Raw genomic sequence first — 16,444 nt, forward strand, 5'->3', positions numbered from 1 at the left:
TAAATCAATAAGATAACAATTGGCACGCATTCTGCTCTCTAGTGGTCAACATCACGACTATTAAAACAATCACTGGAGAACCCAATATGTTCTGTATTCAATGTGAACAGACAATTCAAACCCCTGCTGTTAAAGGTTGTTCTTTTGCACAAGGCATGTGTGGCAAAACTTCTGAAGTATCAGACCTACAAGACGTGTTGGTTTACACACTGCAAGGGGTTTCTTTTTGGGCATCAAAAGCACTTGAATTCAATATCATTAACGATGAAATCAACCAATGGGCACCAAAAGCATTTTTCTCTACATTGACGAACGTAAACTTCGACCCTGAACGTGTCCTAGAGCTGACTTCTCAAGCTGCAACGTATAAAGCATTGCTAAAAGAGCAAGTGATGTCTGCAGCCACGCTCGCCGATACCGAAGTCGCTGACATTCCTGCGGTTGCTCACTTTGAGCTGCCAAACAGCGCAGAAGCAATCTTAGCTTTTGCTCCTCAAGTTGCCGTTAACCGTGGTAAAGACCAAGTACATGAAGATGTTATTGGCCTGCGCCTACTTTGCCTATACGGCCTTAAAGGTGCAGCCGCGTACATGGAGCACGCACGTGTTCTTGAGCAAACCAACAACGATATCTATGCCGAATACCATGAAATCATGGCGTGGTTGGGCACAGACCCTGAAGATCTTGGCGAACTACTTGATTGCTCAATGCGCATTGGCCTGATGAACTACAAAGTGATGGAAATGCTCGACCAAGGTGAAACAATGACCTTCGGCCATCCAGAACCAACCACGGTGAACGTCAAGCCAGTAAAAGGCAAATGTATTCTTGTTTCTGGCCATGATTTGCATGACCTAGAAAAAATCTTGCAACAGACTGAAGGCAAAGGCATTAACGTTTACACCAACGGCGAAATGCTGCCTGCACACGGCTACCCTGAGCTGAAGAAATACCCTCATCTTGTCGGCAACTACGGCAGCGCATGGCAAAACCAACAGAAAGAATTCGCAAACTTCCCTGGCGCAATCGTAATGACGTCAAACTGCTTGTTGAATCCAAATGTAGGCCAATACGCAGACCGTTTATTCACCCGTAGTATTGTTGGCTGGCCTGGTGTGGCTCACATCGAAGGCGATGATTTTAGCCAAGTGATTGAATGTGCTCTAGCGCAAAACGGTTTCCAACACGATGAAATCGAACACCACATCACGGTTGGTTTTGGTCGCAATGCACTGATGAACGCCGCCCCTGCGGTTATCGATCAAGTGAAGCAAGGTAACATCAAGCACTTCTTCCTAGTCGGCGGTTGTGACGGCGATAAAGCGGAACGCAGCTACTACACCGATTTTACGGCTGAAGCGCCAGAAGATACGCTAATCCTGACGTTGGCGTGTGGTAAGTTCCGCTTCAACAAGAATACGTTTGGCGATATCAACGGCATCCCTCGCCTATTGGATGTGGGCCAATGTAACGACGCTTACTCTGCAATCCAGCTTGCACTTGCACTGGCGAAAGAGTTTGACTGTGACATCAATGAACTGCCACTCACACTTGTGCTTTCTTGGTTCGAGCAAAAAGCGATCGTTATCTTGCTAACGCTATTTGCATTGGGCGTGAAAGGCATTTACACAGGCCCTACTGCACCAGCATTCCTAACGCCAAACCTAATCGCCATCATCCAAGAGAAGTTCGATATGCGCAGTATTGGCAATGTTCAGGATGATCTAAAAGCCATCCTAGCAGCTTAATAAACTTGCTTGTTACGCGCCTCCTTACGCGGAGGCGTTATCTATTTCAAACTAAAAATAGCCACAACCAAAGAGATTGTTATGTTTTTTGAATGGCAAGGTAACCAACCCGTCACACTCCGTTGCATCGACAAATACTTCGAAACACACGATACCGTCAGCATCAAGTTGGCTGAACTAACCGAGTCACTTCTGTTTCAGTTTAAGCCTGGCCAGTTTATTAACTTGGGCATCGAAATTGATGGAAAAATGGAGTTTCGCGCCTATTCAATCAGCTCTATCAATGAAGACGATCACCTTCAACTCACCATCAAACGAGTATCTGGCGGTAAAGTATCGAACTACATCGTTGACTCGCTGCTGCTCGGTGATGCCGTTCAATCATTACCACCAGCGGGCGAATTTAACTGCATTGACCACCCACCCGTTTTACGTGATGGCGAAACAAAAGCCTTGCTTATCAGTGCAGGTTGCGGCGTCACGCCCGTATTTTCGATGGCAAAACACTGGCTGAGTAATCACGATGAAAACGACAACGATGTGGACATCGCATTTCTTCATATCGCACGCAGCCCAGAAGAGACGATTTACTACGATCAGCTAGAAACGTTCGACGCTGTGTATCCAAACTTCCATTTAAAGTTGTTGCTGAAAAACCGCGAAGGAACATCGCATCCACAAGGTCGTTTGAATGCCGATTGGCTTAAAGAGCTTGTTCCTGATTTCAAACAGCGCACCGTTTACCTGTGTGGTCCAAGCCAGTTTATGCAAGATGTTCACGGCTATTTGAATGACCTTGGTTTTGACATGACGAACTTCTACCAAGAGAGTTTTACGCCAGCGACTGGCGCAGAAACATCGATCTCCGATAAAGTTGTTCGTGTTTCTGTTCCTGACTTTGCTCAAACCATCGATGCGCAAAAAGGTCAGGTACTGGCCGATGTGCTTGAAGGCGCAGGCTTACCATTAATCGTCGCTTGTCGTAGCGGCATTTGTGGCTCATGCAAATGCAAGGTTCGTCAAGGCAGCGTCTCTTCCACCAGCCTAGAAACATTAACGCCAGAAGAAATTGAACAAGGCTATGTGCTCGCCTGCTCATCAACCATCGAAGCGGACCTTGAAGTGCAGATCGGTTAATGCTGCTGGTATCGATCTTTTATTGTTTCCCGTCATTCCGACGAGCCTAGGCGAGATCAGGAATCTAATATCAGTGTGTTGGGAATAACTCACTCTGAGAATAGACTCTGAATCACACTCGTGTCTCGCTATTCAGATTGACGGGGTATCGCGGAAACGCCAGCCGTACTCAAACGGCTGGTATTATAGATAGGTACAACTTTCGTTTCGTCGTCATTGCTTCTCGCTAAACAACAACACTTTCAATGCTGCTTCGCTGTCTACGTCCATAAACTCTGGTGGGTTATCCAGACGCTCACGGAATGTCAACTCTGGCGCTTCTTCTTTCATGCTTTCAATCAAGAAGTCGCTTGTCACAGATGGCGAGTTCACACATGCCATCACTTGGCCGCCTTCTGCCAACAAATCCGGCAATCGACGTAGAATCTTTTTGTAATCTTTAGTCAGCGCAAAGCTGCCTTTCTGGAATGAAGGCGGATCGATGATAATCAAGTCATACTGACCAGATTTTTTAATCTTACCCCACGATTTAAAGATATCGTGCCCCATAAAGCTTACCTGGTTGATGTTATGACCATTTAGCTTGTGGTTCTCACGACCTTTAGACAGCGACGCTTTTGCCATGTCGACGTTAACCACTTTATCTGCGCCACCCGCAATGGCAGCGACAGAAAAGCCACAGGTATAAGCAAACAAGTTAAGCACATTTTTATGCTTGGCATTGTCACGTACCCAATCGCGGCCGTAGCGCATGTCCAAAAACAGTCCAAAGTTTTGGTTGCGGCCAATATCCAACTGGTATTTCAAACCGCTTTCTTCAACGACGGGACGAGCATCTAACTCACCTACAAGCACTTCTGAAGGTGCGCCATCGGCATAACGGTGCTGAAGTACCATTGTACGGCCTTGTTTGCTCGCCCACAGTTCTGATTCAGCTAATGCATTGAGGCCACTTTTCAGTTCAGCGAGAAACGCCTCGTCGACTTCTTTAAATAAGTTGATAATCAACTGACCTTGTAACCAGTCACAGGTGATTTGCTCTAGGCCTTCAAAACGACGGCCACGACCGTGAAACAGTCGACGAATTTCATTCGGAGCTTGCGCGAGCTCGGTTTCCAGATGCTGAAAAAACAGCGAAAGTTGTGATGCTTGCATCGAGTTCTCTTATTAATTTTCTTTGTGACGGTTATTTGATCGTAGGCCAGTTCAGTTTCCAAGGGGAAAGCCAAGTATCCAAGCCCTGGGAGACGGTTTCACTGCGCCATTTGCTCCCAAGCACTTCGTGTTCCCTAGGATCACAGACAAAGCAATATTGCTCATCTTGATATTGGAAACAAAGTGAGAAGGCATGCAGATAACCGCGATCCGCTTCGTTACCCGCATTATAAATTGGATCACCAACAATACCTGAGCCGACTGATTTTAATGCCACGCGGATTTGGTGCGTTTTACCAGTGTGTGGCTTACATAAAAATAGGCGCTCTCCGGGCTCTGCCGCAAGAGAGAAAAACTGGGTGACGGCTGGGTTATTTTTGCTGTTGACCAGCTTCCATGATGAACGGCGCGAACGCTCCATATCACCAACGACCAAACCTTGTTTCTTTTTCGGCTTTTTAGAGCCAATCGCCAGATAGAACTTTTCCACTTGGCGGTCAGCAAAAGCTTGCGATAATGCACTGGCCGCTTTGGCGTTGCGTCCGAGGAGCAGAATACCCGATGTCATTTTATCCAAGCGATGGATAAGATAGAGCTGCTGATCACCACTCTGCTTAGCCACTTCTTGCAGCAGCATTGTGTCGCCATCGTCTTTATGAACAGAGACGTTGGGATGCTTATTGATGATCAGAAAATCGGGATGGGTATGTAGAATATCGAACATAAAAAACTGGCTCCACGTTTGGAGCCAGCAGTATACATAAGTTATCGGACAAAGCTATCGAGGCTTGCCCCAAGGCCTGAGCTAGAGCTTTCTAGAGAAAATACCAGCAAGACCAATGATTGCGATACCCAGCAGCATGATTTCACCTTTGCCACTGTCAAAGCCCGACTTAATCCCCATGAAGGCAACAATAGCAATCGCAACAGGAATCAGGTATTTAACTAGGTTGTACCACAATCCAAATAGCGGGAAAGATACTTCGCCGTCATTAGTGATCTCTTTTTCTAGCTCAGCACGGCTTAGGCGCCATCCAGCAAAGATACAAACCAACATACCACCAACCGCTAGGAAGATTTTGTCCGTTAGCAAGTCGAAGATATCAAAGGCACCGGTACCAAACAGCGTTGGCCCCATTCCACCTAACGATAGTGACGCAAAAATACATAATGCCGCCATAACTGCACTTGCAGACAGAACCGCGTTAGAGCGCTTCATGCCTTTCTCATCGATTAGGTAAGACACGACAACTTCCAATAGTGATACTGAAGAAGTTAATGCCGCCACCGTCAAGCCGATGAAAAATAGCAACGCGAATAGCAACCCAATCACACCGCCCATTTCAGCAAATAGTTGAGGAACGACAACGAATACAAGACCAGGGCCTGCCGCAGGTTCCATGCCAAAGGCAAACATAGCTGGGAACATAGCAACACCAGCAAGAATCGCGACACCTGTATCCATCGCAGTAACCATACCGGTTGTTTGAACTAGGTTCTCTTTCTTCTTCAGGTAAGAACCGTACGTCATCATACAGCCCATACCTAAGCTAAGTGAGAAGAACGCCTGCCCTAGTGCAGCAAGAACCACATTGCTATCGACTTTAGAAAAGTCCGGCATGAATAAGAACTCAAGGCCAGCCATTGCACCTGGCAGCATCAAGCCTTTAACAGAAACAACGATTAGGATTAAGAACAGAAGCGGCATCAGAACCTTACCGGCTTTCTCAATACCACCGGAAATCCCTTTCATCACAATCATGACGTTAAGGAACAGGTAAACACCCATCCACATTAAAGGTTGAATCGGATCTGAGATGAAACCACCAAAGCTGTCGCCAATTGCTTCTGGCGCGCTGAGTAGACCACCGCCCACTTTAAAGATGTAGGCCAATGCCCAACCACCAACCACTGGGTAGAAGCCCATGATCAAAAGACCACTGAAGACTCCCATAACGCCAGTGAACGTCCAGCGTCGGTCAGTTGTTTTGAATGCACCTACGGCAGAAAGACCTGTCTTACGACCAATAGCGAACTCTGTCAGCATCACGCTAAAGCCGATAAAAATAACAAAGATAAGGTAGATAGCAACGAATGCACCGCCGCCACTCTCACCCGCTGTGTAAGGGAATTTCCATATATTGCCTAAACCGACAGCGGACCCCGCTGCTGCCATTACGAAGCCTAGTTTAGACCCCCACGTATCACGTGGTGCTGCTGTATTAGTTGTAGCCACGCTTTTTCTCCAAAATTAGTTTGTTGTGTATGCATAGAGATAGGCGTCTAAAAAGTTTATGTAAAAATTATTGTACACTTATAAAATAAGCGTTCGACGCACTATGTCTAGAAAGTAAAGCAGCTCCCCTTTAAAATTGGAACCCCAAAAAAGTACATTTATCGCACAAGTGTCGAGTTACGCAGGTTAAATGCTGCTTTTTTGTTCAAAAGTTAAAGAATGACCTTATTTTTCACATTAAAATAACAGAATCAGCTGTTATGAAATTTGTTCCTCATATAAGGTCAATCCCACGTCTAAATGGGAAATCTATTCCCCCAACCCACTTTTATGCTTAATATCCTAGAAGGGCATATTACTCTGAGCGTATATGGACAAGTTTTATCACTTTCTTACTTTAGCTGGCATCGGGCTATATTGGTTACTGGTCGCAGGTGTGACCATTCGTGTCGTTTTAAAGCGCCGTGCAGTGAGCGTGTCTTTAGCTTGGCTAATGATCATTTATATCCTTCCCGTTCTGGGTGTCGCGTGTTATTTCCTCTTCGGTGAACTGAACTTAGGCAGAAAACGGGCCGAACGCGCAAAAGAGATGTTTACACCATTCGAGAAGTGGTTCAGTCAGTTGAACGACTGTAACGCGCACAACCCAGAAACGATGGGAAGGCACATCTACCGAATTGATGAACTTTGTAACAACCGCCTTGGTCTTCCCGCATTGAGCGGTAATACATTGTCGCTGCAACAGTCACCTAATGAGATTTTGCATTCCATTATTGAAGACATCGAAAACGCGCAGAGCAGTATTCGAATGGTATTCTACATTTGGCATCCAGGTGGTTTGGCTGACTCTGTCGCTTCTGCACTTATCCAAGCGGCTAAACGCGGAGTCGATGTCAAACTATTGCTCGATTCAGCAGGTAGTCCACGTTTTTTCAGAAGTCCTTGGTATCGAATGATGCAGGATGCTGGAATTGAAGTTATTCAAGCGCTAGAAGTGAAGATGTGGCGTATTTTCTTACGTCGTCTTGATCTTCGCCAACATCGCAAGATCATCGTAATTGATGATGAAATTGCTTATACAGGTTCAATGAACTTGGTTGACCCGGCTTACTTCAAGCAAAACAGTGGCGTCGGGCATTGGGTGGACATCATGGTTCGCATTACGGGACCAACGGTAAACGTATTGAGTGCTATCCACTGTTGGGATTGGGAAGTCGAAACTGGCGAACGTCATTTACCGAGACTACCTGAATGTAAGATCGATGAGAGTGAATTCCAACACCCTATTCAGGTTGTGCCTTCTGGCCCTGGTATGCCGGAATATCTGATCTATCAAGTATTAACATTGGCAATCAACCAAGCCAATCGCTCAGTACGAATCACAACGCCATATTTCGTGCCCAATGCTGATTTACTTGAAACGTTAAAGATGACAGCACAACGAGGCATTGATGTTGAACTGATCATTCCACATAAAAATGACTCAATGATGGTGCAATGGGCGTCACGCGCTTTTTATAGTGAGCTTTTGTGTGCAGGAGTCAAAATCTATGAGTTTTACGGTGGTTTGCTGCATACGAAATCCGTCGTAATTGACGACCAATTCTGTTTAGTTGGCACCGTAAACATGGATATGCGCAGCTTGTGGCTGAACTTCGAAGTTACCCTCGCCGTTGACGACGAAGAGTTCACGAAGCAAATGTCTTGGTTACAAGATAGCTATATTAAGCAATCTCACACTGTTGTATTGGAAGAATGGGAGAAAAGAAGCCTATTTTCTCGATTCTTAGAGCGAGTGTTCTATCTCTTCAATCCACTCCTCTAATACCTCAAATACACCGACTAAAAAAACCTCCAGCGCTTCAAATATCTTGCTGGAGGTTTGTTCTACTTACGTTTTCCACCTTAGCGATACACTCTAAGCCTACAACTCAACCTTTCAGCTTTGACGCCTTCACTCGATAATCTCGGCTATTATTGGGTGATAGTTGACTTTTCCCTTGCATAACCAACGTCGTCCATGTTTTAAATATTCAAAACCGCAATATTTAAGACAGGGAACTTTTATGTCAGAGGGCAAAAAAACCAAACTCATTACCGCTGGCCGCGATAAAAAGTGGACAAACGGTGTTGTAAACCCACCCGTTCAACGCGCTTCAACCGTGGTATTCAACACGGTTGCAGAGAAGAACCAAGCCACCATGAACCGCACCAATAAAACATTATTTTATGGTCGCCGTGGCACCAACACGCACTTCGCTTTTCAAGATGCAATGGTTGAGATTGAAGGTGGATCAGGTTGTGCTCTCTACCCTTGTGGCACGGCAGCAATTTCAAATGCGATTCTCTCTTTCGTCGAAACTGGCGATCACATTCTGATGGTGGACACTTGTTACGAACCAACTCGTGATTTTTGTAATACCATCATGAAGAAAATGGGCATCGAAACTACCTATTATGATCCAATGATTGGAGAAGGTATTCGTGATTTGATTCAACCAAATACCAAAGTCCTTTTCCTAGAATCTCCGGGGTCAGTCACAATGGAGGTGCAGGACGTACCAACATTGGCGCGCATTGCTCACGAGCACGATATTATTGTGATGCTTGATAACACATGGGGAGCTGGCGTGAACTTCTCACCATTTGAACATGGTGTCGATATTTCCATTCAAGCCGCCACCAAATACATAGTTGGTCACTCTGATGTAATGTTAGGTACAGCGGTAGCTTCCGAAAAATACTGGCCCCAACTGCGTGAACAAAGCTACTTGATGGGCCAATGCGTTTCTCCTGACGACGCATACCTAGGCCTTCGTGGTATTCGCACGCTGGATGTTCGCCTAAGACAACACGCAGAAAGTAGCTTGAAAGTCGCCAAGTGGCTGACTTCTCGTCCGGAAGTTGATCATGTCCGCCATCCAGCTTTGGAATCATGCCCTGGGCATGAGTTTTTCAAACGCGATTTCACTGGCGGAAACGGCTTATTTTCATTTGTTCTCAAAACGTCTTATCCAAAAGCGACGACGGCTCTGCTTGATGGTATGAAACACTTCAGTATGGGTTATTCTTGGGGCGGGTATGAAAGCCTCATTCTAGCTAACGAACCAAAGAGCTTTAACAGCTTGAGAACCGTAGCGCACCCACACTTTGAGGGCACTTTAGTTCGAATTCATATTGGCTTAGAAGACGTGGATGACTTGATCGCCGATCTAGAGGCTGGTTTTGCACGCTATAACGCGTTAATTTTAGAAAAAGAAGTCTCTCTAAAATAGTAATTGAATCGCCCTGCTTCGCGGGGCGTCTTCATAACTCGCTGACTTAATTAGAATTACCTAACATTCCCATCACCTATTCGTTAATGTTAATCATTTGTGTTGTTTTTCAATTGAGCAGTCACAGAATGAAATAATGTGCCACAAATAGGCTTTCCAAATTTAGAGTTTCTCTCCTACTTTTTATCATTCATAAGAGGTCATACCACAAGGAGATAATTTTGAAACTCAAATTCATAGCACTAATGCTTTTTACCTTAATTACCGTCCCAATAACCTCCGTACACGCCGCAACGGGTTATACCCAAACCAAGTATCCGATTGTTCTGGTTCATGGATTATTTGGTTTTGATACCCTCGCAGGCGTAGATTACTTTTTCGGAATACCACATTCCTTAACGAAAGACGGCGCTAAAGTTTATGTAGCGCAGGTATCCGCGACCAACAGCAGCGAAGTTAGAGGGGAGCAACTGCTTGCTCAAGTAGAAACCTTACTTGCTGCAACAGGCGCAGAGAAAGTCAATCTCATCGGTCACAGTCATGGTGGTCCAACAACGCGCTACGTCGCCTCTGTCCGTCCTGACCTAGTCGCATCAGTTACGAGTATCGGTGGCGTTAATAAAGGGTCTAAAGTGGCAGATTTAGTTCGTGGCACCGTATCTGAGGGTTCTGGTAGTGAGCAGCTCGCGGTAAAACTGGCGCAAGGTTTAACCACTCTTATTAATCTTCTATCAGGTGGTTCTGATCTCGACCAAGACCCTTTGGCCTCATTAGCAGCATTAACCACGGAAGGATCATTGGCGTTTAACCAACACTACCCAGAGGGAGTCCCTACCAGTGAATGTGGTAATGGTGACTTGCTGGCTTCAAATGGCGTTTATTACTACTCATGGACCGGAGCATCCACTTTTACAAACGTTTTCGATCCGACCGACGCTGCCATGATGGTACTTGGCTTAGCCTTTGATGGGCCAAATGATGGCTTAGTTGGTGCGTGCAGCACACATTTGGGCAAAGTCATACGTGATGATTATCAAATGAACCATTTGGATGAAATTAACGGCCTACTCGGTATTCATCATCTTTTTGAAACCGATCCAGTCACGCTTTATCGCCAACATGCAAATCGTCTCAAACTTCAAGGTTTATAAGAGGTCATCACAATGAAGAAAGTCGCTCTCACCACTTTTATCCTGCTCTCGATATTTGGCGTGGGAGCGCTTTCTCTATTGCAAAGCGACAAACAACAAGAGATAACCTCTAGCCATTCGCAATCTCAGCAAGACATAGCCGCCGATGTTTCTTCCCCAAAAGACTTCTTCGAATATTCTCTTAGCCGGCTGGGCGAAGAAGATCTCGATACGATCAAAGCAGAAGTCAATGATGACACTTTAGCAAAACAAACACTGAATATTGATGCCAAACTCTTCCAGACCTACCTTTCCTACAAGCAAGCGCTCTCTGCATTAGAGCCTTTTGAGCATAACCAACTAACGATTGAACAGCTAACCATGCTGAATGAAGCGATACTGAATTTACAACTTCAATACTTTAGCGAGGTCCAGATAGCTCAATTGTTTGACGAAGAAAACCGACTTCGCCAACTTGCATTGGAAAAGCTGACGATAAAAAAACAGGCATCGGATATCGAGAGTCAAACACACCTTCTCAATCAAGCGTTATCAGAACAACCAGATTATATCCGAGAAAGTGAACGCAATAACGCATTAGCGGAGCAACTCGAGCAAGCTTCTCAGCTTGATTCACAAGATAAGTACATCGCCCGTGTTGCACTGGTGGGAGACGCTGGAGCGCAAAGGCTGCAAAAGCTTGATGAGCAAAGAGCATCATTTGAGACTCAACTCGCCACTTACTTAAAACAGCGTCAAGAGATTCTGAATAGGGATTTTCTAGGGCAAGACGAAAAACTGGCAGAAATCATTGCTTTAAGAAAGCAAAGCTTCGATGCCACTCAATGGCGTCGAATCGAAGCTTTGGAACGTATTCATGATAGCCAGAACTAACAACATAAACTTAATAAGCCAAACGTTACTTATTCTGCTTTTTAGGACATCCAACGATATGGTCATCCACCATGCCGACGGCTTGCATGAAAGCATAACAGATGGTTTCACCGACAAACTTGAAGCCTTTCTTTTTAAGGAATTTACTCATGGCTTTGGATTGCTCTGTCGAAGCTGGTACGTCACTCATATGCTGCCATTGATTGACGATTGGTTCGCCGTCCACGAACTGCCACAACGCGTCTGATAAACTCCCGAATTCAGCAATTAACGCTTTGGCCGCTTTGGCATTACTGAAAACCGAGTTAATCTTTCCGCGATGCCTTACAACATCGAAGTTTTCCACGATGTATTCAGCGCGTTCTTCATTTCTTTGTTCCAACGCATCTAGGTCGTAGTTCTCGAACGCTTCTCTATATCCTTCGCGCTTTTTAAGAATGGTGATCCAACTAAGCCCAGCTTGCGCACCTTCCAACGTAATAAATTCAAACAGGACTTGGTCGTCATATACTGGCACGCCCCATTCGGAATCATGATATTCGCGCTCTAATGGGTGATTCATCGCCCACGCACACGTTTTTTGTTCTGTCATTATTCTTCCTTAAAAAGCGCCTCTAACTGATGAGCTAGAGGCGCGATATTTTTCATCGTTATATCAGTAGCACTAAGCCTGTTTCGGTACTGCCACTTTATGGAACAAACGATACAACACTGGCACGACAATCAGTGTCAGGACTGTCGCAAAACCCAAACCAAACATAATCGTAACCGCCATTGGTTTGAAGAAAATATCTGGCAACAGTGGGATCATACCAAGGATCGTCGTGATTGCAGCCATACACACAGGACGAACACGGCTTACCGCAGCATCAACGACCGCATCATAAGCCTCTTTACCCGATTTCATTTCTATTTCAATTTGGTCCAGTAATACGATGCCATTTTTGAGCACCATTCCCGATAAGCTTAAGAAGCCGAGCAAAGCCATAAAACCAAACGGCGTGTTGAGTGCTAATAAACCGGTGGTGACACCAATTAACGCCAGCGGCACGGTAAGCCAAACAATGAGTGGCTCTTTGATAGAGTTAAATAGGAACACGGTGATCAAGAACATGAACAAGTACCCCATTGGCATGGTAGTAAACAGCGACTCTTGAGCATCACCTGAAGATTCGTACTCACCACCCCACTCTAGTGAATAGCCAGGAGGCATTTGAATCGCTTCGATTTGGGGCTGTAAACGTTTTTGCAACGTCGATGCGGTTTCTTCACCTAGAATATCAGGGTCTGCCATCACAGTGAGCATACGCTTACGGTTCTTGCGTACGATGATAGGATCCTCCCAACGCATATCGTAACCCATTGTGACTTGTTGAAGTGGGATAAACTCACTCTGTGCTGGACTCCATATTTTCATGCCTTCAATGTTACGAATATCAATACGTTCATCTTCAGGTAAGCGAGCCACGATAGGCATGAGCGTCGTGCCGTCTCGGTAGAGGCCTATCGTCATTCCAGAGAATGACATGGACAAGAAATCATCGACGTCCGATTTGGTAATGCCATAGCGACGTGCCTGACTCTCATTAAACTGAGGCTCAAGAACTTGGGTTCGTTCACGCCAATCATGCCTGATATTTGTTGCCTGAGGATCGGCGTACATGATGTCCTTGACCTGAGCGGCTATCGTACGAAGGACGGTTGGATCAGAGCCGATAATGCGCGCTTCAATTTTTGCACCACCACCTGGACCTAACTCAATCTGTTTGAGCTTGTAATTGATTTCTGGGTAGTTGGCTTTTAAATACTCTCGAAACTTCGCCATTAATGGTTTTAACGCTTCGTAATTTTCCATACGAGTGGTTATCTCACCATAAGCCGCATAACTTTTCTCTGGCGCGTACGTTAGCATAAAGCGCTGTAAGCCTTTACCTGCAGTCGTCGTGATATGGTCGACATGCTCTTGCTTAGCTAACCAACTTTCTAGCTCTTTAAGCGTTGTGTTGGTGGCACGAATATCAGTTCCTTCCGGCATCCATACATCTAACTGAAAAATAGGCGTTGTCGACGATGGGAAAAACGCTTGCTTCACAAAGGTGAACCCATAAACACTTGCCGCTAATCCCGCAATCAGCACCACAACGGTAAACCAAGCACGGCGCATACAGAACTGGAGAAACTTTTTATAAATAACGAAAATAACCCCGTTATATGGATCATTTTCTTCCCCTTCACCTTGTTTAATCTTCTGGCCTTTAAAGAAGATGTCAGCAAAGAACGGTGTCAACGAGATAGCGGTAAACCAACTCAACATCAATGAGATCAGAAGAACCGTAAACAAAGTGCCACAGTATTCACCCGTCGAGTCTTCAGACAGTCCAATGGGCGCAAATGCAGTTACCGCGATCACAGTTGCCCCAAGTAATGGCCACTTGGTTTGGGTAACGATATCAGTCGCCGCTTGGAGTCGAGTTCGTCCTTTTTGAGTACCAATCAAAATCCCTTCAACCACGACAATCGCATTATCCACCAACATACCTAACGCGATAACCAAGGCACCTAATGAAATCCGCTGCAAATCTATCGCGAGATACTTCATGAAAATGAACGTACCCAACACCGTCAGCAGTAAAATCAAACCGATAAGCAGACCTGAACGTAGCCCCATAAAGAACAGAAGTACGATAATGACGATACCGACGGCTTGAGCCAAGCTGACAACAAAACCGCTAACCGATTTATCCACTTCTTTAGGCTGACTGTAAATTTCCGAGATTTCGATACCAACAGGTTGTTGGTACTTTAGCTCTGCAAGGCGATGATCAAACGCTTTTCCGACTTCAACGACATTGACGCCTTCAGCAAAAGAAACACCCACGTTTAGTGCGAGGCTGCCGTTAAAATTAATAATATTATTCGGGACTTCTACATAACCACGTTTTATTTCCGCTACATCTTTCAAGAAGATGAGCCCCTGAGCTCCCGACTCAGTAATCAACAAATCGCCTAGCTCATCCACACTCTGGAATTCGCCAGTCGGCTGAATTCTGATGTACTCGTCACCAATTCTGATCGCCCCTGCGTCAGAAACCACGTTTTGCGTCGAGAGAAGATTAAAGACCGTATCGGGGGAAAGTCCTATACTGCTCAGCTTTTTCATCGATACTTCGATGAAAACTTGCTCTTGCTGTTGCCCGGATACCGAAACTTTACTCACGCCATCAACCAGTTCGAGCTCTCGGCGTAAGTAATCAACGTAATCCAGTAGCTCTTTGTAGCTATAACCGTCGCCAGTCACCGCTAACAAAATCCCGTAAACATCACCAAAATCATCGATCACTTGAGGTTCATTCACACCCGGAGGCAACGTCCCTTTAAGGTCATTCACTTTACGGCGTAACTCATCCCAGATTTGTGGCAGATCATCAGGGCCATAATTGTTCTTCATCGTGACTGTGATTTGCGATAATCCTCGGCTAGAAATCGAATTCACTTCATCAACATAAGTAAGCTGCTGAATCGCTTTTTCGATCGGATAAGTCACTTCTTCTTCGACTTGTTGCGGCGTCGCACCAGGATAAGAGGTCACCACCATGGCATCTTTGATGGTAAAAGCAGGGTCTTCAAGACGCCCTAACCCAAAGAATGCAGCGATACCACCAATCAAAAAGATCAGTGCGACCATCCAGCTGATGACACGATTTCGGATGAAGTACGCAGCAATACCGGTCACATCATCATCACTTTGAGGCACTGATTTATTAAGATCGCTCATAGACCGGCCTCCTGCGTAGCCATTTCCTGTATCACTTCCACTTTCATGCCATCCCTTAACCGAGAAACACCGGCAATCACAACTTTGTCTTTCAGCATGAGACCATCAAGGATTTGAATGGACGTTTTAGATGCTTTACCTGCTCGAACCTGTCTGCGCGATACCGTATTGTCATCATTCAGTACCCAAACAAATTTGTTTTCCCGCCCCAGCTCGTCACCGTCCGCATTGAAAATGGCTTCAATAGGAACATTAATTCCTAAATTGAGATCCAAGCCAACGTTCTTATCTTTGGAGGTCACCTCAACTGCCATCCCATCTAGGATGTATTCTTCTTCCGGCATAGGAAGCGATAATGTGACGGTAAACGTGCCTGTGGTTGGGTCTGGCTCAGTCGTAAATTCTTTCACGGTCGCGTTGTACTCGTTACCACTAGGGACGCGCACCAATGCTTTTATCGCGGTAAGCCTTTCTTCCGTTGGCGGTTGGTTCACATAGAGCCGGTCTGGAAGTTGAATCAGCACCTCTACTCGCTCCAAACTATGAATATTGACGATATGCTGTCCGACTTGGACATTTTCGAATTGCTCGATATTAACTCGAGAAATGATCCCATCCACAGGCGCTTTTAAGGTAGTAAATGATAAACGGAGTTTCGCTAACTTAAGCTCAGCCAGAGCGATTTGTCGTTGTGCTGCAATTTCATCAAACTGAGACTTAGCTAATAGGCCTTTATCAACCAAAGGACGTGAACGGCGATACTGACTGTCAACAACAGAAAAACGCGCACTCGCATTATCTACATCCAACTCATAGTCCGTAGGGTCCAACGTTGCGATAACATCACCCTTCGTGACTTTATCGCCCTCTTTTACCATGATGCGGCTGACTTCTCCTGCCACTCGGAAACTCAAATGAGAGCGATCCGCTGCATTCGCAACCGCAGGGAAATATAAGTTGTCATCCACCCGATTTCCCGCTAATGAGGTAACTCTTACACGCGGTGTCTCAAGAGCTTTTTCTGGTGCCTTATCGCCACAACCAACAAGAAGAAACGTTGAAAATAATGCCGCTAGAGAGATGATTCCTTTCAT

12 protein-coding genes are annotated in these 16,444 nt (G+C 45.5%); 6 read left to right on the top strand and 6 right to left on the bottom strand.

Going from position 1 to position 16,444, the window contains the following annotated elements; all coding sequences use genetic code 11:
* Positions 1-86: 86 nt before the first annotated feature.
* On the top strand, positions 87-1,748 hold the full coding sequence (hcp, locus tag EX191_RS16920) for a hydroxylamine reductase (RefSeq protein WP_193448119.1): 1,662 nt from the start codon (positions 87-89) through the stop codon (positions 1,746-1,748).
* An 81-nt stretch (positions 1,749-1,829) separates the two neighbouring features.
* Complete coding sequence (locus EX191_RS16925) at positions 1,830-2,885, top strand: FAD-binding oxidoreductase (RefSeq protein WP_193448120.1); 1,056 nt, start codon at positions 1,830-1,832, stop codon at positions 2,883-2,885.
* A 213-nt stretch (positions 2,886-3,098) separates the two neighbouring features.
* On the opposite strand, the gene EX191_RS16930 is transcribed toward EX191_RS16925, so the two are convergent.
* From EX191_RS16930 to EX191_RS16940, 3 genes are all read right to left on the bottom strand, one after another.
* Positions 3,099-4,040 carry a class I SAM-dependent methyltransferase gene (locus EX191_RS16930; RefSeq protein ID WP_193448121.1) on the bottom strand — a complete coding sequence of 314 codons (942 nt, stop codon included), beginning with the start codon at positions 4,038-4,040 and terminating at the stop codon, positions 3,099-3,101.
* A 31-nt stretch (positions 4,041-4,071) separates the two neighbouring features.
* Positions 4,072-4,764, bottom strand: coding sequence for a TIGR01621 family pseudouridine synthase (locus EX191_RS16935; protein ID WP_193448122.1), 693 nt, complete (start codon positions 4,762-4,764; stop codon positions 4,072-4,074).
* Between the two features lie 81 nt (positions 4,765-4,845).
* Positions 4,846-6,216 carry a sodium-dependent transporter gene (locus EX191_RS16940; protein ID WP_043884644.1) on the bottom strand — a complete coding sequence of 457 codons (1,371 nt, stop codon included), beginning with the start codon at positions 6,214-6,216 and terminating at the stop codon, positions 4,846-4,848.
* 430 nt (positions 6,217-6,646) lie between these two features.
* On the opposite strand from EX191_RS16940, the gene cls reads away from it, so the two are divergent.
* The 4 genes from cls to EX191_RS16960 all read left to right on the top strand — a co-directional run bounded on the left by cls (position 6,647) and on the right by EX191_RS16960 (position 11,575).
* A complete protein-coding gene (gene cls / locus EX191_RS16945) occupies positions 6,647-8,101 on the top strand; it encodes a cardiolipin synthase (protein WP_005393277.1) in 1,455 nt (484 codons plus the stop codon).
* 241 nt (positions 8,102-8,342) lie between these two features.
* Positions 8,343-9,551, top strand: a complete 1,209-nt coding sequence (locus EX191_RS16950; RefSeq protein ID WP_046874796.1) for a cystathionine beta-lyase — start codon at positions 8,343-8,345, stop codon at positions 9,549-9,551.
* 221 nt (positions 9,552-9,772) lie between these two features.
* Entirely contained in the window at positions 9,773-10,702 is a 930-nt protein-coding gene (locus EX191_RS16955) for an esterase/lipase family protein (protein WP_422664379.1), read from the top strand.
* Between the two features lie 12 nt (positions 10,703-10,714).
* The gene (locus tag EX191_RS16960; RefSeq protein ID WP_193448123.1) at positions 10,715-11,575 is read left to right on the top strand and encodes a lipase secretion chaperone; all 861 of its coding nucleotides are present in this window, start codon (positions 10,715-10,717) and stop codon (positions 11,573-11,575) included.
* A gap of 25 nt (positions 11,576-11,600) precedes the next feature.
* Here EX191_RS16960 and EX191_RS16965 read toward each other — a convergent pair whose 3' ends face one another.
* From EX191_RS16965 to EX191_RS16975, 3 genes are all read right to left on the bottom strand, one after another.
* On the bottom strand, positions 11,601-12,167 hold the full coding sequence (locus tag EX191_RS16965) for a DNA-3-methyladenine glycosylase I (protein WP_193448124.1): 567 nt from the start codon (positions 12,165-12,167) through the stop codon (positions 11,601-11,603).
* A 72-nt stretch (positions 12,168-12,239) separates the two neighbouring features.
* A complete protein-coding gene (gene vmeI / locus EX191_RS16970; RefSeq protein ID WP_048626231.1) occupies positions 12,240-15,350 on the bottom strand; it encodes an efflux RND transporter permease subunit VmeI in 3,111 nt (1,036 codons plus the stop codon).
* Complete coding sequence (locus EX191_RS16975) at positions 15,347-16,444, bottom strand: efflux RND transporter periplasmic adaptor subunit (protein ID WP_074191125.1); 1,098 nt, start codon at positions 16,442-16,444, stop codon at positions 15,347-15,349. Before EX191_RS16975 ends, vmeI begins: the two co-directional genes overlap by 4 nt.

Source organism: Vibrio chemaguriensis (genome assembly GCF_012275705.1).
Taxonomy (GTDB): domain Bacteria; phylum Pseudomonadota; class Gammaproteobacteria; order Enterobacterales; family Vibrionaceae; genus Vibrio; species Vibrio diabolicus.

Coding starts and splice junctions, on each gene's coding strand:
- hcp (WP_193448119.1), top strand. CDS start 87: ATGTTCTGTATTCAATGTGAACAGACAATTCAAACCCCTGCTGTTAAA.
- EX191_RS16925 (WP_193448120.1), top strand. CDS start 1,830: ATGTTTTTTGAATGGCAAGGTAACCAACCCGTCACACTCCGTTGCATC.
- EX191_RS16930 (WP_193448121.1), bottom strand. CDS start 4,040: ATGCAAGCATCACAACTTTCGCTGTTTTTTCAGCATCTGGAAACCGAG.
- EX191_RS16935 (WP_193448122.1), bottom strand. CDS start 4,764: ATGTTCGATATTCTACATACCCATCCCGATTTTCTGATCATCAATAAG.
- EX191_RS16940 (WP_043884644.1), bottom strand. CDS start 6,216: ATGGCAGCAGCGGGGTCCGCTGTCGGTTTAGGCAATATATGGAAATTC.
- cls (WP_005393277.1), top strand. CDS start 6,647: ATGGACAAGTTTTATCACTTTCTTACTTTAGCTGGCATCGGGCTATAT.
- EX191_RS16950 (WP_046874796.1), top strand. CDS start 8,343: ATGTCAGAGGGCAAAAAAACCAAACTCATTACCGCTGGCCGCGATAAA.
- EX191_RS16960 (WP_193448123.1), top strand. CDS start 10,715: ATGAAGAAAGTCGCTCTCACCACTTTTATCCTGCTCTCGATATTTGGC.
- EX191_RS16965 (WP_193448124.1), bottom strand. CDS start 12,167: ATGACAGAACAAAAAACGTGTGCGTGGGCGATGAATCACCCATTAGAG.
- vmeI (WP_048626231.1), bottom strand. CDS start 15,350: ATGAGCGATCTTAATAAATCAGTGCCTCAAAGTGATGATGATGTGACC.
- EX191_RS16975 (WP_074191125.1), bottom strand. CDS start 16,444: ATGAAAGGAATCATCTCTCTAGCGGCATTATTTTCAACGTTTCTTCTT.